Annotated in this window: 13 protein-coding genes; 8 read left to right on the top strand and 5 right to left on the bottom strand. The window is 66.6% G+C overall.

Annotation, left to right across the window (positions count from 1 at the left end; genetic code table 11):
• Window positions 1–55: 55 nt before the first annotated feature.
• Together A9K58_RS08875 and cueR are read left to right on the top strand one after the other, a co-directional pair.
• The gene (locus A9K58_RS08875) at window positions 56–2,557 is read left to right on the top strand and encodes a heavy metal translocating P-type ATPase (RefSeq protein ID WP_065199040.1); all 2,502 of its coding nucleotides are present in this window, start codon (window positions 56–58) and stop codon (window positions 2,555–2,557) included.
• A gap of 11 nt (window positions 2,558–2,568) precedes the next feature.
• Complete coding sequence (gene cueR / locus A9K58_RS08870) at window positions 2,569–3,024, top strand: Cu(I)-responsive transcriptional regulator (protein ID WP_065199039.1); 456 nt, start codon at window positions 2,569–2,571, stop codon at window positions 3,022–3,024.
• An 80-nt stretch (window positions 3,025–3,104) separates the two neighbouring features.
• Here the strand turns inward: cueR and A9K58_RS08865 are convergent, their stop codons facing one another.
• The gene (locus A9K58_RS08865) at window positions 3,105–3,299 is read right to left on the bottom strand and encodes a heavy-metal-associated domain-containing protein (protein ID WP_065199038.1); all 195 of its coding nucleotides are present in this window, start codon (window positions 3,297–3,299) and stop codon (window positions 3,105–3,107) included.
• Between the two features lie 202 nt (window positions 3,300–3,501).
• On the bottom strand, window positions 3,502–6,576 hold the full coding sequence (locus A9K58_RS08860; protein ID WP_065199037.1) for a TonB-dependent receptor: 3,075 nt from the start codon (window positions 6,574–6,576) through the stop codon (window positions 3,502–3,504).
• 1,035 nt (window positions 6,577–7,611) lie between these two features.
• On the opposite strand from A9K58_RS08860, the gene A9K58_RS08855 reads away from it, so the two are divergent.
• The 6 genes from A9K58_RS08855 to A9K58_RS08830 all read left to right on the top strand — a co-directional run bounded on the left by A9K58_RS08855 (window position 7,612) and on the right by A9K58_RS08830 (window position 17,530).
• A complete protein-coding gene (locus A9K58_RS08855) occupies window positions 7,612–10,074 on the top strand; it encodes a GH92 family glycosyl hydrolase (RefSeq protein WP_065199036.1) in 2,463 nt (820 codons plus the stop codon).
• A 96-nt stretch (window positions 10,075–10,170) separates the two neighbouring features.
• Window positions 10,171–11,220 carry a LacI family DNA-binding transcriptional regulator gene (locus A9K58_RS08850; RefSeq protein WP_065199035.1) on the top strand — a complete coding sequence of 350 codons (1,050 nt, stop codon included), beginning with the start codon at window positions 10,171–10,173 and terminating at the stop codon, window positions 11,218–11,220.
• A 60-nt stretch (window positions 11,221–11,280) separates the two neighbouring features.
• Window positions 11,281–12,594: an L-fucose:H+ symporter permease gene (gene fucP, locus A9K58_RS08845; RefSeq protein WP_065199034.1), complete on the top strand. Its 1,314-nt coding sequence runs from the start codon at window positions 11,281–11,283 to the stop codon at window positions 12,592–12,594.
• Between the two features lie 7 nt (window positions 12,595–12,601).
• Entirely contained in the window at window positions 12,602–13,597 is a 996-nt protein-coding gene (locus tag A9K58_RS08840; RefSeq protein ID WP_065199033.1) for a carbohydrate kinase family protein, read from the top strand.
• Window positions 13,594–14,820: an AGE family epimerase/isomerase gene (locus A9K58_RS08835; protein WP_065199032.1), complete on the top strand. Its 1,227-nt coding sequence runs from the start codon at window positions 13,594–13,596 to the stop codon at window positions 14,818–14,820. Before A9K58_RS08840 ends, A9K58_RS08835 begins: the two co-directional genes overlap by 4 nt.
• Window positions 14,821–14,911: 91 nt before the next feature.
• Window positions 14,912–17,530, top strand: coding sequence for a beta-mannosidase (locus A9K58_RS08830; protein ID WP_065199031.1), 2,619 nt, complete (start codon window positions 14,912–14,914; stop codon window positions 17,528–17,530).
• 81 nt (window positions 17,531–17,611) lie between these two features.
• Here A9K58_RS08830 and mtnC read toward each other — a convergent pair whose 3' ends face one another.
• From mtnC to A9K58_RS08815, 3 genes are all read right to left on the bottom strand, one after another.
• Window positions 17,612–18,307 carry an acireductone synthase gene (mtnC, locus tag A9K58_RS08825; protein ID WP_065199030.1) on the bottom strand — a complete coding sequence of 232 codons (696 nt, stop codon included), beginning with the start codon at window positions 18,305–18,307 and terminating at the stop codon, window positions 17,612–17,614.
• Window positions 18,308–18,310: 3 nt separating this feature from the next.
• Window positions 18,311–18,868, bottom strand: coding sequence for a 1,2-dihydroxy-3-keto-5-methylthiopentene dioxygenase (locus A9K58_RS08820; RefSeq protein WP_065199029.1), 558 nt, complete (start codon window positions 18,866–18,868; stop codon window positions 18,311–18,313).
• A gap of 92 nt (window positions 18,869–18,960) precedes the next feature.
• Complete coding sequence (locus A9K58_RS08815; RefSeq protein ID WP_065199028.1) at window positions 18,961–19,602, bottom strand: methylthioribulose 1-phosphate dehydratase; 642 nt, start codon at window positions 19,600–19,602, stop codon at window positions 18,961–18,963.
• Window positions 19,603–19,672: the final 70 nt, after the last annotated feature.

The following is a 19,672-nucleotide window of genomic DNA, read 5'->3' as shown; positions in this document are numbered from 1 at the left end:
CCACGATGGAAAGGTTTAGCCTGCTCCGATCCAGACGCAAACCGGGAATCCGACCATGAGCACGCCCCGCGCCACTGTTGCCCACGCCAGCCCTGACACCATCAGCCTGCCCATCGAGGGCATGACCTGCGCCAGCTGTGTCGGTCGGGTCGAGGCGGCGCTGTCCAAGGTCGAAGGCGTCGGCAGCGTCTCGGTAAACCTGGCCACTGAGCGCGCGGAGATCCATCCGTCCGGTCCGGTCGATCGCGCCGCGCTGATCCAGGCAGTGGAACGAGTGGGCTATGACGTACCGGCCGCCACCACCGAGCTCGCCGTGGAGGGCATGACCTGCGCCTCCTGCGTTGGCCGCGTCGAGCGCGCGCTGCTGGCGGTACCGGGTGTCAGCCAGGCCAGCGTGAACCTGGCCACGGAACGCGCTACGGTGCGCGGTGTCGCCAACCTGGACGCGCTGGTGGCCGCCGTCGACAAGGCCGGCTATGCCGCCCGCCCGATCGGAGCGGGGATTCAATCCGACGATGATGCCGCGGGCAGGAAGGACGCCGAGCGGGCCGGGTTGAAGCGTGACCTGATCATGGCCAGCGTGCTGGCGCTGCCGGTGTTCGCCCTGGAAATGGGCTCGCACCTCATCCCCGCCATGCACGAATGGGTGATGTCCGCGATCGGCATGAAGATCAGCTGGTACCTGCAATTCGTGTTGACGGCGCTGGTACTGGCTATTCCCGGTCGCCGTTTCTACCTGAAAGGGATTCCCGCATTGTTGCGGCTTGCACCGGACATGAACTCGCTGGTGGCGGTCGGCACCGGCGCAGCATTCGGCTACTCGGTGGTGGCAACCTTCCTGCCGCAGCTGATGCCGCAGGGCACGGTGCACGTGTACTACGAGGCAGCAGCGGTGATCGTCGCGCTGATCCTGCTGGGCCGCTTCCTCGAAGCGCGCGCCAAGGGCCGTACCTCCGAGGCGATCACGCGCCTGATGAAACTGCAGGCCAAGGTCGCCCATGTGATCCGCGGTGGCGATGCCATCGATATCCCGGTCGATGAAGTCGTCACCGGTGATGTGCTGGAAGTGCGCCCGGGCGAACGCGTGCCGGTCGACGGCGAGGTGGTTGAGGGCCGCAGCTATGTCGATGAATCGATGATCAGCGGGGAACCGGTTCCGGTCGAAAAGCAGCCGGGAAGCAGCGTGGTCGGCGGCACCATCAACCAGAACGGGGCACTGACCCTGCGCGCCACGGCGGTCGGCGCGCAGACCATGCTGGCACAGATCATCCGCATGGTCGAACAGGCGCAGGGCTCGAAGCTGCCGATCCAGGCGATAGTCGACAAGGTGACACTGTGGTTCGTGCCGGCGGTGATGCTGGCCGCGCTGGCGACCTTCGTGGTCTGGCTGATCGTCGGCCCGTCGCCGGCACTGAACTTCGCGTTGGTCAATGCGGTGGCGGTGCTGATCATTGCCTGTCCGTGCGCGATGGGGCTGGCGACGCCGACCTCGATCATGGTCGGTACCGGCCGCGGTGCCGAGATGGGCGTGCTGTTCCGCAAGGGCGAAGCGCTGCAGTCGCTGAAGGATGCACAGGTGGTGGCGGTGGACAAGACCGGCACGCTGACCGAGGGTCGCCCGCGCCTGACCGATCTGGAAATTGCCCCTGGACTCGACCCTGCGGTGGTGCTGGCTGCGGTGGCCGCAGTGGAATCACGCTCGGAACACCCGATTGCCCGCGCCATCGTCGATGCGGCGACCGGGCAGGGCATCGTGCTGCCGGCCATGGTCGATTTCGAGTCGGTCACCGGCATGGGCGTGCGTGCCCGTGTCGATGGAGCGCGCGTCGAAGTGGGTGCCGATCGTTTCATGCGGGATCTTGGCGTGGACGTCACCGCGTTCGCTGCGCGGGCGGCGGAGCTTGGCACGCAGGGCAAGTCGCCGCTGTATGCGGCGCTCGACGGCAGGCTGGCCGCCATCATCGCGGTGTCCGATCCGGTCAAGCCGAGCACGCCGGCCGCGATCGCAGCGCTGCACCAGCTGGGCCTGAAAGTGGCGATGATCACCGGTGACAACGCCGGTACTGCTCGGGCGATCGCGCGCCAGCTGGGCATCGATGAAGTGGTGGCCGAGGTGCTGCCGGCAGGCAAGGTCGACGTGGTTCGCCGGTTGAAGGCCACGCATGGCCACGTGGCGTTCGTCGGCGACGGCATCAACGATGCACCGGCGCTGGCCGAGGCCGACGTTGGCCTGGCGATCGGCACCGGTACCGACATCGCCATGGAGTCGGCCGATGTTGTGCTGATGTCGGGCAATCTGCTGGGTGTACCCAATGCCATCGCGCTGTCCAAGGCGACATTGGGCAACATCCGGCAGAACCTGTTCTGGGCCTTTGCCTACAACGCCGCATTGATTCCGGTAGCCGCGGGCGTGCTGTACCCGGTCTGGGGCGTGCTGCTGTCCCCGGTGTTCGCGGCGGGCGCGATGGCGCTGTCCAGCGTGTTCGTGCTGGGCAACGCGCTGCGACTGCGCCGCTTCCAGCCACCGATGGCGGGTGCTCCCGCCGCGAACCATTGAAGGAGATCCGCATGAACATCGGCGAAGCCGCCAGGGCCTCCGGCGTGTCGGCGAAGATGATCCGCTACTACGAGCAGATCGGCCTGGTCCCGGCTGTGGATCGCACCGAGTCCGGCTATCGGTCCTATTCGCAGGCCGACATCCACCGCCTGCGCTTCATCCGCCGCGCGCGCGACCTGGGTTTCCAGGTCGCCGAGATCTCCGATCTACTCGGCCTCTGGAACGACACCACGCGCCACAGTGCCGATGTCAAGCGCTTGGCCGAGCAGCACATTGCCGGCCTGGAGCAGCGCATCGAGCACATGCGGCAGATGGCCGACACGCTGAAAGCGCTGATCAGTTGTTGCTCCGGCGACGAGCGCCCGGAGTGCCCGATCCTGGAGCGGCTGGGCGAAGACGATGAGACCCCGCTGCCGGTCGATGCGGCGAAGACCGGCGCGGTGCGGAGGCGTGCGCACAAGCTCTGAGTTTCCAAGTCGCGTGCAAAAGAAGAGCCCGCCCGGTGCCGGTGCACGGGGCGGGCTTCGTTGTGGGACAGGGCAGGGGGTCAGGCAGTGCGCGGCGGAAAACCCGCATCGTTGACCGCCGCCAAGATCTGCTCCTGCGACGCGGTGGTCTGGACCTTGACCAGGCCGGTCGACGGGTCGGCCACCACGCTGGCGTTCGGATCGACCTGCTGGATCGCGCGGGTCACGCTGCGTGCGCAGCCGCCGCAGGTCATGCCCTCGACATGGAATTCCATCTGTAGCTCCTTCAGTGCACTTGGGACAGGGCCAGTGTGCACCTTCCAACGATGGCAGGGTCAAGCGCCGGGCTGAATGGCGGCCAGGGCGCCCGTGAACAGGCATCAATGAAAACGGCAGCCACCTGCACCAGCGTGGCTGCCGTGGAGGAACATCCCCGCCGTGGCGGGGCGGTTGCGCCGGGGCGGGCCCGGCGCCGCCTCAGAACTTCCAGTTCACGCCGAAGTACAGCTGGCGGCCGGCATACAGGTTGGACAGCAGGCGGGCCTGGCTGTCGTTGCCGATGTAGCTTCGCAGCTCGGACTTGGTGGCGTTGAGCACGGCAGCCGTCACCGTCCAGTCCGGGGTGAGGTTGTAGGCCACGTTCAGGTCAAGCTGGCTGTACGGCTTGGTGTAGGTGGTCATGCCATTGTTCAGGCCGCCGACCACTTCGCCACGACGGTTGTACGAGGCGCGCGCCAGGAACTTGTCGTTCTCGTAGAACACGGTGACGTTGGCCTGGTTCTTGGCGCTGCCGACCAGCGGCGAGGAGCCGATTTGCTCGCCATCCAGCACGATCGAGGCCAGGTTGGTGTCGTTGTAGGTGTAGTTGGCCTGCACGCCCAGGCCAAAGTCGAACGTGTACTGGCCGTACAGCTCCACGCCCTGCGACACGCCGTCGCGGCCATTGGCCTCGGTTTCGTACTTCTGCACGACCACCGTTTCGCCGCCGACGGTCATCTGCTGGTCGCGCACCACTGGCACCGTGAAGTTGTCCACGTTCTTGCGGAACAACGAGATGCCCGCCACCGAGCCCGGCTTGAAGTACCACTCCAGGCCGAGGTCTGCCTGCACCGCCTTGAACGGCTCCAGCGCCTTGTTGCTGCCCGAACCGTACCACCCGGGCGTGTCAGTACCGCCGGTGACGCGGCGATCATTCGCGTACTCTTCGCTGATGTAGCGAAGGCCGCCGGGGTAGGCGATGCTGGTGTAGCTCGGGCGCGCGACCACCTTGGATACCGCGCCACGCAGCACCAGCGTATCCGTGATGTCCCAGGCGATGTTGAAGCTGGGCAGGAAATCGGTATAGGTCTTCTCCAGCGAAGACAACGCGAACACCTTGTCGCGGACCTGCGGATCAGGCAGGCGGACGAAGCCACCCTGGCAGCGCAGGCTCGGATCCGCAGCCGGATCATCGCAGCTCATCGGTGCGCCGCTGGCGTTGTCGACGAAGTAGTCATTGAAGCGCTCGACCGAGTCGCTGGACTGCGCGAACTGCTTGGTCCGCACCACGCGCACGCCGACGTTGCCGCGCACGCGCTCGGTGCGGAAGTTGGCCTGGAAGTAGCCGGAGTAGATCTTCTCGTTGACGTCGTAGACGAAGTCTTCCTCGGTGCGGTTGTGCGAACCGCCGTAGGTCTTGTTCAGGTAGTCGATGTAGGCCGGGTAGTTGATGCCCGGGAACACGTTCGCATTGAACGCGCCGGTGATGTTGCTGATCGGGTTGGACAGGAAGAAGCCGGGCTGTGCATCGCCTGCAGTCGGATCGCAACCGGCCTGGTAACGGTTGTTGTCATAGTCGGCCGGATCCAGTCCCGGGCACACCCAGTAGGTATTGCCAGTGTTGCGATGCACCTTGCCGTCGCGGTACTTGGCGCCGAACTGGATCGAATCCAGCCAGCCAGCCTCGAACAGCTTGGTGACGTCGGCCTGGAAGTAGTTCTGCTTGACCTCGGTCTGCATCCAGGACGAATCGGTGGAACCGGTATCGACTTCGGCCACGCCTGCCATCAACTGCTGCTGCAGGTCGGGCGAGAACTGTACCGAGGGCGTGCCGGTGAGGTCCCAGGCGGTGTACTGGTTGCCGGACTGCCACTGGTTGCCCACCTTGCGGCGCGGCTTGGCCGACATGCGGAAGTTCATCGACGGACCGCCCTCGGACCAGGTGCGGCCACCGGTGAAGCTGGCCTTCCACAACGGGCTGATATCCCAGTCGATGGTCAGGTCGGCGGTCTGCGAGAGTGCTTTTTCCCTGCTGTAGCCGCCGGTCAACTGCGGGGTCGGGATGGTGCAGTCGTCCGGGCCCCAGCCGCCAGGCTTGAGGCCAGCAGCAGCGGCTTCTTCTTCGCTGCAGTAGTAGGTCTTGCCTGCCAGCTTTTCGTACTGCGCGCCGGTGACGATGCTGCCGCTGGGATCGAAGGTGAGCCCATTGAGCAGGCGACCGCCGTCCCAGTTGCCGTCCTGGTTGTAGCGGGCCAGGTTCCACTCCGGCACCTTCAGCATGTTCTGGGTGTAGTCACCCTGAAGCTCGAAGCGGAAGTAGTTGGCCGTCATCGTGACGTTGTCGACCGGCTTGAACTGGAAGGTCAGCTGCCCGCCCTTGCGCTCGCGATTTTCTTCCTTCACCGCGAAGTTCACCGAGGTCGGCATGAAGAACTCGCTGTAGTTCGTGCCAGTCTGGTTGTTGAATCCGGACTCGCCCCACCAGTAATGGATGCCGTCCTGTTCGAGCAGGTTGCCGTGGGCGTCGCGGGCGGTGGTGCCGTTGCCGTACCACTGGTAGTCCTCGGTGCTGGCTTCCATGGTGCGGGTAGTGCGCTTCTGCTGGGTAACGCCAACCAGCACGCCGAAGCGCTCGTCCTTGCTGTGCCAGGAATACAGCGCCGATACCTGCGGATCGACGTCATGGCTGGTGTCGGACGTGGTGCCTTCCAGGTTGACGTAGCCGGAGTTGGATTCCATGTCCAGCGGGCGGCGGGTATGCAGGATGACCGTGCCGCCGATGCCGCCTTCGTCGATGCGTGCTTCCGGCGACTTGAACAGTTCGGCGCTGGACAGCATGTTCGACGGCAGCAGGGTGTAGTTGAAGGAACGGGTCGCTTCGTTGTTGGTCTCCGACGAGGCGACGAAGTTGCCGTTCAACTGGGTCAGGGTCAGGTCCGGCGCAAGGCCGCGCACGCTGACGCTCTTGCCTTCGCCACCGCTGCGGGTGATGACCACGCCGGGCACGCGCTGCAGTGCGTCGGCAACGTTCTTGTCAGGGAATTTGCCGACGTCCTCGGCGGTGATCACTTCGACCACGGCGTTGGCGTCGCGCTTCTGTTCCAGGCTCTTTTCGATGGCATAGCGGTAGCCGGTGACCTGGACGCTGTCCAGGGTGGTGGCGTCCTGCGAGCCGGTGGACCCGGCCTGCTGCGCGGCGGCGCCTGCCGGAATGACGGCGGCAGCCAGGGCCAGCGCGATGGCCAGCGACAATGCATCCTGGCCATGCGTACGTGTTGAATGCTTCATTCCCATCTCTCCCTCTCTCATGGATTGATCCGGTGGCGTGGCACGGACAACTTGAATCGATCTAATTTGAAGTGACTTTGTCGCTGTCGCCATGCAACTGGCAGTGGCGCCGCGCGCGTGGCCTGGTACGTCCTGTTGCTGCTCCCCCAACTCCCGGCCATCGCAACGTCGGCTTGGATCGATCTAAGCGATGGGCGGGCGATTTTTAGCATGGGTCGCCCGTGGGCGCATGCTGCTGCGCAATATGGTACTGGCGTGGCGAAGGGATGACGTTTTGCAGAAATCAGTGAAATCGTTTTCGTGCGCAGGGGAAGGGGGCCGGCAGGGCTGCGCCCTGCACCTGCTGGAAGCCCAGGCCAAAGCCAAAGCCAAAGCCAAAGCGGCTCTGGTTTTCTGCTGGTTGGGCGGGGCGGTGTGGGCTGGCAGGACACGCCGTTAACCCATCCCTGGGGGCTCGATGGCGCCATCCATGGCGCCAACGGTCCTGCCAGCCCACACCGCCCCACCTTCGACAGTTTCCCGGTGACGGTTGGATTGATCCTGGAGCGACATGGGGTCATGGGGTCAGATCCGTTTTCCGTTGGAAAACGGATCTGACCCCCGATTGATTTCGATATCCGACAGAGATTCATCCACGCATGGCGTGGATCCATCCACAGATCGCGGAAATCTGTCGAAGGCGGGGTGGGTCCGGTTGCGGGGGTGTCCGCGGCATGGATGCCGCGGCCAAGCCCCCAGGAATGGGTTTACGGCGTCCCCCGCAACCGGACCCACCCCGCCATTCCACGGATCGCCGGCTTTTGTTGTTGCTTCGGCTTCGGCAGGTGCAGGGCGCAGCCCTGCCGAACACCTCTCTCATGCTGCGCCGCAGAATGCATTCGGCTGAACCTGCATGCTCTACTTGAATCGATCTAAATCCACGGTCAGGTGGGTCGGGCGTCATTCCAGGGGGAGCTGTCTGCCGGTCAAGGCAGGGCTCGGCGGAACGGTGCCGGACGGCTCCGGCCGCCTGCCTCGCGTCATCGACTACAGGAACCCGACATGCCTCCAGTGCCGTCCGCTCCCGCCGTCCCATCCTCGCGCCCGCTGGCGCGCCTGGCCTGCCTGCTCGCGCTTTCGGTATCACCGATGCTGCTGCAGGCCGCGCCGGCCGCGTTGGAGCGCGAGGTCAACACCTTCATCGGCAGCAAGGACGACGGCAACACGTTCCCGGGCGCGTCGGCGCCGTTCGGCCTGATCCAGGTCAGCCCGATCGGCAGCCACTACTCGGGCTGGCGCTATGACGACGAGAAGATCCGCGGTTTCGGCCACTCGTTCCTGTCCGGTGCTGGTTGCTGGGAACAGGGCGGCCAGGTATCGGTGCTGCCGGTCACCGGTTCGATCGGGCCGGGTGGCGATTTCGATACCGCTGACGCCAAGCGCTTCAACCACAAGGCCTATGCCGCGTCGTATACGCATGACGGCGAGATCGGACAGGCGGGCTACTACAAGGTACGGCTGACCAGCTACGGCGGCATCGACGCCGAGGCCACCGCGCGTACCCGTGCCGCCGCAGAGCGCTACACCTTCAGCCAGCGCCAGGGCGAGGGCCACGTGCTGGTCAACGTCGGCCAGGCCAACGAGCGCCATTCGGTGATCGGCAGCGTGGTCGACGTGGTCGGCGATCGGGTGGTGGAAGGCAAGCTGGTGACCAAGAGCTTCTGTGGCGGCCACCAGTACACCACCTGGTTCCGCATCGAGTTCGACCGTCCGTTCAAGGCGCACGGCACCTGGGGCGAGGGCGGCGGCCTGCCGGGCGCGCGCCACAGCATGGAAGGCGAGCAGAAGCCGAATGGTGCCTGGCTGAGCTTCGACCTGGCCAAGGGCCAGTCGGTGACGGCGGTCAGCGCGATCTCGCACGTCGACGCCGAAGGCGCCCGCACCAACCTGCGCGCCGACGGCATGCAGGGCGGCGCGCTGCTCGGTTTCGACCGCATGCGTGCGCTGGCGCAGCAATCGTGGCGCGAGCAGCTGGGCCGGGTACGCGTGCAGGGCGGCAACGCCGATGACCGCACCGTGTTCTACAGCGCGGTCTACCACGCGCTGCTGCAGCCGCTGACCGGCAGCGATGCCGACGGCCGCTACCGCGGCTATGACGATGGCATCCACCGGGCCGACGGCTGGACCTACTACGAGTACTTCTCGCTGTGGGATACCTACCGCGCGCAGAACCAGTGGTTGGCGCTGACCCGCCCGGACGTGGCGCGCGACATCGGCCGCACACTGCTGGCGATCGACGAGCAGGGGGGGTGGCTGCCGCGTTGGGGCTACGCCAACTTCGAGACCAACATCATGACCGGCGATCCGGTCACCCCGTTCATGGTCGACCTGTGGCGCTTCGGTGCCCTCAAGGGCCGTGAATCGCAGGCCTGGGACGCCCTGCGCCGCAACGCCTTCGGCACGCCGCCGCTGAACTCGCGCGCCGCGGGGCGTTCCGGCAACCCGACCTACCTGGACAAGGGCTACGTGGTCTATGACCGCGCATTCCCGTCCAAGGGCATGGACGTTGATCCGCACCACGGTGGTTCGGCCACGCTGGAATATGCGCTGGCCGACTGTGCGCTCTCGCAGATGGCCGATGGCCTGGGCCATGCGCAGGATGCGGCGACGCTGCGTGAGCGCGGCCGCAACTGGCGCAAGGTATGGGACCCGCAGGTGCGCGACGCCGGGACCGGCTTCACCGGCTTCCCGCGCCCGCGTACCGAGGATGGCCAGTGGTACACCCCGGCCGATGGCCACTACAGCCCGCGTTCGCACCATGGTTTCCATGAGGGCACGGCGTGGCAGTACCAGTGGCTGGCGCAGCAGGATGTGCCGGGCCTGGTCGAAGCGATGGATGGCCGCGAACAGGCCGGCCGCCGCCTCGATGCCTTCTTCGCGATGGACGCGCTGCAGGCCGACCCCCTCAACGCCGCCCGCCGCGAGTGGGTGGTCGGGCCGTACAGCTACTACAACCAGTTCCGCTACAACCCGAACAACGAGCCGGACCTGCACTCGCCGTGGCTGTACACGCTGATCGGCCAGCCGTGGAAGACCGCCGCTGTGGTGCGCGCCGCGCAGCAGTTGTTCACCAATGCCCCGAATGGCGTGACCGGCAACGATGACCTGGGCACGATGTCGGCCTGGTACCTGTTCAGCGCGATCGGCGTGTATCCGGCGGTGCCCGGCAGCGGCCAGTTCCTGCTGCACACCCCGCGCTTCAGCAAGGTGGAGGTGGACATGGGCAATGGCCGTACGCTGCGCATCGATGCACCGGGGGCCGATGGTCGCCGCTTGCAGTACGTGCAGGGCGTGCAGGTCGATGGCCAGGCGCATGCGCCGGTATGGCTGGACTGGGACCGCCTGCAGCAGGGCCCGCGCCTGCACTTCGCGCTCGACGCGAAGGCGCCGGAGCAGGGCTGGGGCACGGCGGTGAAGGACCTGCCGGTGTCCTGGTGCGCGGCGCCTGGCAGCCAGCTGCGCTGAGCCGGGCTGTGCCGTTCGCGGTAACCCAGCGAACGGCACGGCACGGGATGGCCGTGATCCATTAGGCTTGTGCCTCCAGCGGAGTCCGGGAAGACGATGAACGACAACGGCAGCAGTCCCAGCAAGCGTGCCGGCAAGGCGGTGACGGTGACCGACATTGCGCGCGCGATCGGCGTGTCACGGGCAACCGTGTCGCTGGTGCTGCGCGGCAGCCCGCTGGTCAACGTCGATACCCGGGCCAAGGTCGAGGCCGAGCTGCGCCGCCAGCGCTATGTCTACAACCGTGCTGCGGCCAACCTGCGCCGCCGCACCTCGTCGAGCATCGCGCTGGTGATCAACGACCTGTCCAACCCGTTCTTCGCCGAATTCGCCTCGGGCGTGGACGAGGCGCTGGGCGGGCGTGGTTACGTGACGTTGTTGGGCAGTACCGGTGAATCGCCGGAGCGCCAGCAGGCGGTGCTGTCCACGTTGATGGAGCACACCCCCGCCGGCCTGATCCTGTCGCCGGCCGAAGGCAGTGACAGTGCGCAGTTGCGGCAGGCGCTGGGCGCCAATGCCAACGTGCTGCTGTTCAACCGTGAACTGGAAGGCGCAGACTGGGACTTCCTGACCCTGGACAACCAGCACGGTGCCTATCTGGCCACGCGCCACCTGATCGAACGTGGCCATCGCCAGATCGCCTTCTTCGGCGGCCACGCGGCATCCAGCTCCTGTCATCAGCGCCGCGCCGGTTTCCAGCAGGCGCTGGCCGAGGCCGGGCTGTCGCTGCCGCCGGGCTGGATGATCGAATCGGCACCGAACCGCCTGGAGGCCGCGGCGCGCACCGATGAGCTGTTTGCCGATGGCCATCGCCCGAGTGCGGCCGTCTGCTACAACGACACCGTCGCGCTGGGCCTGATGCTGGGCCTGAATTCGCGCGGCATCCGCCCGGGCGGTGACTTCGCGGTCACCGGCTTCGACGACATCTCCGAGGCGGCGGTAGCGGTGCCGCCGTTGACCACGCTGACCGCCGACCCGCGCGAGCGCGGCCGGCAAGCTGCCGCGCTGCTGCTGCAACGACTGGACGAACCGGAGGCGCCGCCACGGCGCACGGTCGCACCGGTGCAGCTGCGGATCCGCGAAAGCAGTGCTGCACGTCCGAACTGATTCCTTCCACATACCCCTTCCACGCAACAACGACCTTCCGCGCATCGAGGCGCGTATCGCATGCCGATCTCCGTAACGCCCCGTCCATCGGGTTCTTCGGGCAACGCACCCGCCGTCACCAACGGCAAGGCGCTGGCCGTCGTCACCACGATCTTCTTCATGTGGGGCTTCCTGACCTGCCTCAATGACATCCTGATCCCGCACCTGAAGGCAGTGTTCGAGCTGAACTACGCCAAGGCGATGCTGGTGCAGTTCACCTTCTTCGGCACCTATTTCCTGATGTCTCTGCCGGCCGGTCGGCTGGTAGCGGCGCTGGGTTACAAGAAGGGCATCGTGGCCGGCCTGGTGATTGCGGGTATCGGTGCGCTGGGCTTCTGGCCTGCGGCCGAACTGCGCGTGTATGGCGCCTTCCTCGGCGCACTGTTCGTGCTGGCCACCGGCATTACCGTGCTGCAGGTTGCCGCCAACCCCTACGTCGCGCTGCTGGGCCCGGAACAGACCAGCTCCAGCCGCCTGACCCTGGCGCAGGCGCTGAACTCGCTGGGTACGGCCATTGCGCCGATCTTCGGCGGCATGCTGATCCTGTCCAACACCGTCAAGAGCGCTGACGACATCGCGGCGCTGCCGGCCGCCGAGCAGCTGGCCTACCGTACCGCCGAGGCGCAGGCCGTGCAGGGCCCGTACGTGGGCCTGGCCGTGGCACTGGTGCTGCTGGCGCTGTTCGTGTTCCTGTTCCGCCTCCCGGCGTTGAGCGACGCCACCGAGCAGGCCGACCAGGGTCACCACCACAGCTACCTGGACGCATTGCGCAAGCGCCACCTGCTGCTGGGCGTGCTGGGCATCTTCTTCTACGTGGGCGCCGAAGTGTCGATCGGCAGCTTCCTGGTCAACTACCTGTCGATGCCCAACATCGGTGGCTTCAGCGAGCAGCAAGCCACGCACTACGTGTCGGCCTACTGGACGATGGCGATGATCGGCCGCTTCGCGGGCTCGGCACTGCTCGCGCGCTTCTCGCCCAGCCGCCTGCTGGCGATCTTCGCGCTGGTCAACGTCGCCCTGCTGGTCACGACCATGCTGAGCTCCGGCAACATCGCGCTGCACTCGGTGGTGGCGATCGGCCTGTTCAACTCGATCATGTTCCCGACCATCTTCGCGCTGAGCATCGAGCGCCTCGGCCCGCTGACCAACAAGGGCTCCAGCCTGCTGATCATGGCCATCGTCGGCGGTGCCGTGGTGCCATACCTGCAGGGCGTGCTGGCCGACCACATCGGTGTGCAGGCCAGCTTCATCCTGCCGCTGCTGTGCTACGGCTACATCATTTTCTACGGACTGGTCGGCGCGCGTACGCCGGCTTCCGCAACGCAGGGAGGCTGAGTCCGGAATGGGTGCCATTGTCTGCTTCGGCGAAATTTTGATCGATCTACTAGCGCAGCCGCCGGCCTCGGCCGACACCCCGCGCGCGTTCCTGCAGTACGCCGGTGGTGCGCCGGCCAACGTTGCCGTGGCCGCTGCGCGGCTGGGCGCGAAGACCCAGTTCGTCGGCATGCTCGGCCGTGACATGTTCGGTGACTTCCTCGCCGACAGCCTGGCCGAGCACGGCGTGGGCACCGATTACATCGTGCGTACCGATGCGGCCAAGACCGCGCTGGCCTTTGTCGCTCTCGACGCCAGTGGCGAGCGCAGCTTCAGCTTCTACCGGCCGCCGGCGGCCGACCTTCTGTTCCGCGACAGCGACTTCCAGGCCGCGTGCTTCGACAGGGCGCAGTGCTTCCACGTCTGCTCCAACAGCCTGACCGAGCCGGCCATCGCCGAGGCCACCTTCGCCGGCATGGCCCGTGCTCGCGCCGCCGGTGCGACGGTCAGCCTCGATCTCAACCTGCGTCCCGCGCTGTGGCCGGCCAACGAAGACCCGACGCCGCGCCTGTGGCAGGCGCTGGAGCGCGCCGATCTGGTCAAGCTGTCGCGCGAAGAGCTGGACTACCTGGCCGCGCCGCTGGGCGCCGACGGCGAAGCGGCGGTGCTGCGGCGACTGCTGGCCGCGCAGGCGCGCTGGGTGATCGTCACCGACGGTGCGGCCACGCTGCATTGGTACACCCGCGACAACCATGGCACGGTCACCAGTTTCCGCGTGGCCACCGTCGATACCACCGCGGCCGGTGATGCCTTCGTCGGTGGCGTGCTGGTCGGCTTGCTGGAGCGCGGCGGAGCCGGCGCCGGCTTCGCTGCCTTCTGCCAGGACCCGGAGGCGATCACCGCCACGCTGCGCTTCGGTGCCGCAGTGGGTGCGCTGGCTGTTACCCGCAAGGGCGCGTTCGCCGCGATGCCCTCGCTCGATGAAGTGCAGCAGCTGCTGCAGGCCCAGGACACTACCGCATGAGCAACTCGCCCGATTTCCGTTCGCCCGCGTTCCTGCGTGCGCATATCGCCGATACGATGGCGTTCTACCATCCGCGCTGCATCGACCCCAACGGCGGTTTCTTCCACTACTTCCGCGACGACGGCAGTATCTACGATGCCAGCCACCGCCACCTGGTGAGCAGCACCCGTTTCGTCTTCAACTACGCGATGGCCTACCGCGAGTTCGGCAATGCCGAGTACCGCGACGCGGTCGAGCACGGCGTGCGCTACCTGCGCCAGGTGCACCGCAACCCCGCCACCGGCGGCTATGCCTGGACCCTGCGTGATGGCAAGGTCGAGGACGACATGAACCACTGCTACGGCGTAGCCTTCGTGCTGCTGGCCTACAGCTGCGCGCTGAAGGCAGGCATCGAGCAGGCCCGCGCATGGATGGACGAGACATGGCAGCTGCTGGAAGCGCGCTTCTGGGAGCCGCAGCACGGGCTCTACAAGGATGAAGCGGACGGCCAGTGGAACTTCACCGGGTACCGTGGCCAGAACGCCAACATGCACATGTGCGAGGCGATGCTGGCGGCGTTCGAGGCCAGCGGTGAGCAGCGCTATGTCGAGCGCGCGCTGCAGCTGGCCGACAACATGACCCGTCGCCAGGCCGCCAAGGCCGGTGGCCTGGTCTGGGAGCACTACGATTCCAACTGGGAGATCGACTGGAACTACAACCTGGACGACCCCAAGCACCTGTTCCGCCCGTGGGGCTTCCAGCCGGGCCACCAGACCGAATGGGCCAAGCTGCTGCTGATCCTGGACCGCCATGTGCAGGCCGACTGGCTGGTGCCGACTGCGCAGCACCTGTTCGACGTGGCCGTGGCACGCAGCTGGGACGACGCGCGGGGTGGCCTGTATTACGGCTTTGCGCCGGAATCGCGCCGGCAGCCGGGCATGGATGGCGCGCCGATCGGTGGCGACAGCTTCGTCTGCGACGACGACAAGTACTTCTGGGTGCAGGCCGAAACGCTGGCCACCGCCGCACTGATGGCCAAGCGCACCGGTGATGACCGCTACTGGCAGTGGTACGAGCGCATCTGGACGTACGCGTGGGAGCACTTCGTCGACCATCAGTACGGCGCCTGGTTCCGCATCCTGGATGCCGACAACCGCAAGTACAGCGACGAGAAGAGCCCGGCCGGCAAGGTGGATTACCACACCATGGGCGCGTGCTACGAAGTGTTGAACGTCGTGCGCTGAAGATCGTTCGAATGCAGCAGTGCCAGGCCATGCCTGGCAATCCGACATCGGTAGCGCCGGGCCACGCCCGGCGGGAGAACAGGAGCCCCACGTGCATCGTCCTTCCCTCGTTGTCCGTCTGCTCCTGCTGCTGATCGCAGCGTCCGCCTTCCCGGCAACTGCAGTGCCTTTGCAGGCACAGTGGGAGTTCCGCATGCTGCCCGGCGATGCGCAGGGGGCTGCCCACCCCGGACTGCAGCAGTGGCGCGCGGCGAAGGTGCCGGGCAGTGTGCATACCGATCTGCTGGCGCACGCGTTGATCCGCGACCCGTACGTGGGTGCGCCGGAGGCCGAACTGCAATGGATCGGCCTGGCTGCCTGGGAGTACCGCGCCCGCTTCGACGTGGATGCGGTGACACTGGCCAAGCCCAATGCCGAGCTGCGTTTCGATGGGCTGGACACTTATGCCGAGGTCAGCCTCAACGGCAGGCCGCTGCTGCGCGCGGACAACGCGCACCGTACCTGGCGGGCGCGCGTGGAAGGGCGTCTGCGCGCCAAGGGCAACGAGCTCCAGATCGTGTTCCGTTCGCCGATCCGCACACTGCTGCCGGGCGTGCAGGCGATGCCGCACAAGATCGCCGGCAACTATCCTTCGCCCTACGGTGATGAGCCGAAGGATGCGATGGTCGGCAACTTCGCGCGCAAGCCGGCCTACCACTTCGGCTGGGACTGGGGCCCGCGCTATGTCACCGCCGGCGTCTGGCGCGGGGTGGACCTGCAGGCCTGGGACGCGCACCGACTGACCGATCTGGCCGTGCGCACCGATGCACTGGATGCCCAGCAGGCAAAGCTGGCGGTGCTGCTGCAGGTGGAGCAGGGCAGCGCCGCCGGTTCTGCGGTGGTGCACGTCGATGTGCGCGATCCGCAGGACCGCAGCGTGGCCCGGCTGCAGCGCACGGTGCTGCTGAAGCCGGGCCAGAACTCCGTCGAACTGCCGGTCGAACTGACCAGGCCGCAACGCTGGTGGCCGGTCGGCCATGGCGCGCAGGACCGCTATACCGTGCAGGCGCGGCTGGATGATGGCGCCGATGCGACGCTGTCACGCGATCAGCGCATTGGCCTGCGCACGGTCGAACTGCGCCGCGAGGAAGATGGCAAGGGCGGGCAGGGCTTTGCCTTCGTCATCAACGGCGTGCCGATCTTCGCCAAGGGCGCCAACGTGATTCCGTTCGACGCCTTCCCCGCACGCGTCGATGCCGCGCGCCTGCGCCAAGTGCTGACCGCCGCGCGCGACGCCAACATGAACATGCTGCGCAACTGGGGCGGCGGCTACTACGAGGACGATGCGTTTTTCGACATCGCCGACGAGCTTGGCCTGCTGGTCTGGCAGGACTTCATGTTCGGCGGTGGCATGCAGCCGGGCTATGATCCAGCGTTCCGCGCCAGCGTGGTGGCTGAGGCGCGCGACAACGTGCGCCGCCTGCGCCACCACCCCAGCATCGTGCTGTGGTGCGGCAACAACGAGGAAGAAACCGCGTGGAAGGACTGGGGCCACGGCCGCGACCTGAAGGCGGCCCACCCGGCGTTCGCAGCGAAGGTGTGGCAGGGCTATGTCGACCTGTTCGGCAACGATCTGCGCCAGGTGGTCGGCGAGGAAGGGCTGGGCGTACCGTACTGGTCCAGCTCGCCCAGCAACGATCTGGACGAGAAGGCCAACGACTCGACCCGCGGCGACAAGCACTATTGGCAGGTCTGGGGAAATCCGGCGCTGCCGGTGCAGGCCTACCTGCGTGAGACCCCGCGCTTCATGTCCGAGTACGGGCTGCAGGCGTGGCCGTCCGTGGCGACGGTGGACCAGATCGCCACCCGCTCGGAGCAGCGCGTCGACAGCCCGGTGATCCGCGCGCACCAGAAGTTCATGGCCGGCGAGGGCAACAGCCGGCTGCTGCACTACATCGAGCTGGGCTACGGCACGCCGAAGGACTTCGAGGACTTCGTCTACCTCAGCCAGGTGATGCAGGCCGATGGCATCGCACTGGCGGCGCTGCATCATCGCGCCTCGCGACCGTACACCATGGGCTCGCTGTACTGGCAGCTCAACGATGTCTGGCCCGGCGCCTCGTGGTCCAGCGTGGACTATTTCGGCCGCTGGAAGGCGCTGCACTTCGCCGCGCGGCGCTTCTTCGCGCCGGTGACGATAGCCGCGCTGCGTGATGAGGGCAGCACGCGGGTCCGTCTGCTCAATGATGGAACTGCGCTGGACGCACGTTGGCGGCTGCGGGTGATCGACATGGACGGCAAGGTGCTGGGCCGTCGCGAGGAGGCGGTGAAGCTTGCTGCGGAGGGAGTCACCCCGATCGGTGATTTCCGCGACGCCGAGCTGCTGGCCGGTGCCGATCCAAGGCAGACGGTGGCGGTGTTCGAGTTGCTGCAGAACGGGGCGGTGAGTGCCCGCCAGGTGGTCGGTTTCGTCGAGGCCAAGGATCAGCGGCTGCCACGGCAGAAGCTGAAGGCCGCGTTGTCGCTTGAAGGCGACCATTACCGCCTGCGCCTGGAGAGCGCGGCCTACGTGCGTGGGGCGTGGATCGATTTCGGCGCACTGGACGTGCAGGTTGAAGACAACCTGCTGGACCTGCTGCCCGGCGAAAGGCGCGATATCGCCGTGCGTAGCCCGGTGGATCTGGCAACACTGCGCGAAGCGCTGAAGGTGAAGACCCTCAACGATCGTTGAGGGGTATCCCGCTTTGGTAGGTGCCAACCTTGGTTGGCACACCAGGAGCATGCCAACCAAGGTTGGCATCTACCATTTTGCTTACAGCTGGATCTGCTGGAAATTCTCGACCCGCTCGTGACCATTGGTGGCCTGGCCGGTGCGCGGCAACGGGTAGTCTTCCAGGCGGTCGATCAGGCGGGTCTGCAGGCCGGCGTCGCGGGCAGCATCGAGTTCCTCGACCACGTCGGACAGGAACAGGATCTCGCCGGCCGGCACGCCGATCGCCTGCACGATGCGGCGGTAGCTGTCGGCTTCGCGCTTGCCCCCGACCTCGGTGTCGAACCAGCCCGACACCAGCGGGCTGAGATCCCCGGCATCGCTGAAGCCGAAGAACAGCTTCTGCGCCGGCACCGAGCCGGAGGAGTACACGTACAGCGGCAGCCCGGAGGCGTGCCAGCCCTTCAGCACCGGCGCCACTTCCGGATAGAAATGGGCGGTATAGTCGCCGCGGCGGTAGCCTTCGTCCCAGATCAGGCCCTGCAGCGCCTTCAGTGCGGTGTGCTTGCGATCCTGGTCGATCCAGCCCTGCAGCGTCTCGGCCACCAGGCTGTCCTGGCAGGCGCCACCGATCTCGGTGGCCACGGCATCCAGCCAGCGGCGGACGTCCGGCTGCTGGCCGTGCTCGGCCACGAACGCGGGCAGCGCCTTGCGGGCATAGGGAAACAGCACGTTCTTGACGAACGAGATGCTGCTGGTGGTGCCTTCGATATCGGTCAGGATGACGCGGGGCTGCATGGATCAGGACGCCTGGGTGGGTACGTAACGGGGGAACTTCTGCGCGATGTCGGTGCCGGTGAAATGGCCGACCCAGCCATCCGGCTCGGTGAAGAAGCGGATGGCGACGAAGCTGGGCTCCTCGCCCATGTCGAACCAGTGGGTGGTGCCATCTGGCACGGCGATCAGGTCATCCTTCACGCATTCGATTTCATAGACCTTGTCACCCACGTGCAGGGTGAACAGGCCCGAGCCAGCAACAAAGAAGCGCACCTCGTCCTCCTTGTGGAAGTGCTCGTCGAGGAACTTCTTGCGCAGCTCGGCGCGGTTCGGGTTGTCCGGGGCAATCGAGGCCACGTCCACGCTCTTGAAGCCGCGCTCGGCGACCAGCCGGTCGATGTCGGCGCGGTAGGCGGCGAATACTTCCTCCTGGCTGGCGCCCGGCGCGACCGGCGCGGTGGCCTGCCAGCGCTCGAAGGTGACGCCGATCTTCTGCAGCTCGGCAGCGATGACCGCGCCGTCCTGGGTGTCCAGCAGCGGCGAATCGGGGCGGGTGTCGTCGTAGATGCGCAGTCGGCTCATGGCGGCAGCTTGAACGTCTCGGGGGGAAGACAGGGTAGCAGGGTGGGTGCAGGGCGCAGATTCCGGATCGGCATCTGCATCTGCGCGCCGGTTCAGCCGCGCAGCTTGCGCAGCTCCAGTTCGCAGTGGAACAGGAACTCGAACGCTTCCAGGTGGCGGCGTGCCTCGGCCATGTCGTGGCCCCAGGCGTACAGGCCGTGGCCGTCGATCAGGTAGCCCCACAGGTTCTGCCGGTCGAGCAGGTCATCGACCTGCGCCGAAAGCACGTTCATGTCCTGGGTGTTGGCGAACACCGGTACGTCGATGGCCATCTCGTGGGTGCTGTTGCCGGCGAACGCCTTCAGCAGCTCGTAGCCTTCCAGGCGGATGTGGCCCTGCGGCGCGTACAGGCGCGAGGCGACGGTCTGCACCGGCGAGTGGGTGTGCAGCACGCAGCCGATCTCCGGGAAGCGGCGGTACAGCTGGGTGTGCAGCAGGGTCTCGGCGGAGGGGCGCAGCGGGCGGCCGACGGCCTTGCCGTCGAAGTCCACCACCATGATGTCGTCCTCGATCAGGCGGCCCTTGTCCTTGCCGGAAACGGTGATCGCGGCGTGGCGATCGTCCAGGCGGTGGGAGAAGTTGCTGCTGGTGGCCGGGGTCCAGCCGGCGTGGGCCAGTTCGCGGACGTTGTCGATCAGCAGCTGGGCCAGTTCGCTCAGGCGCGCGGTGTCGTACGGGAAGGTGGGGGCGTTCATGTCGGCGATTTTACTGGATTCGGCCAACGGCTGAGCCCCTCGTGGCGGGTCGTGTAGAGCGGTTCATGGG

Source organism: Stenotrophomonas maltophilia (assembly GCF_001676385.1).
Classification (GTDB): Bacteria; Pseudomonadota; Gammaproteobacteria; order Xanthomonadales; family Xanthomonadaceae; genus Stenotrophomonas; species Stenotrophomonas maltophilia_J.
The sequence above is the reverse complement of the archived record's forward strand: the minus strand, read 5'-3'. Positions and strand labels throughout refer to the sequence as shown.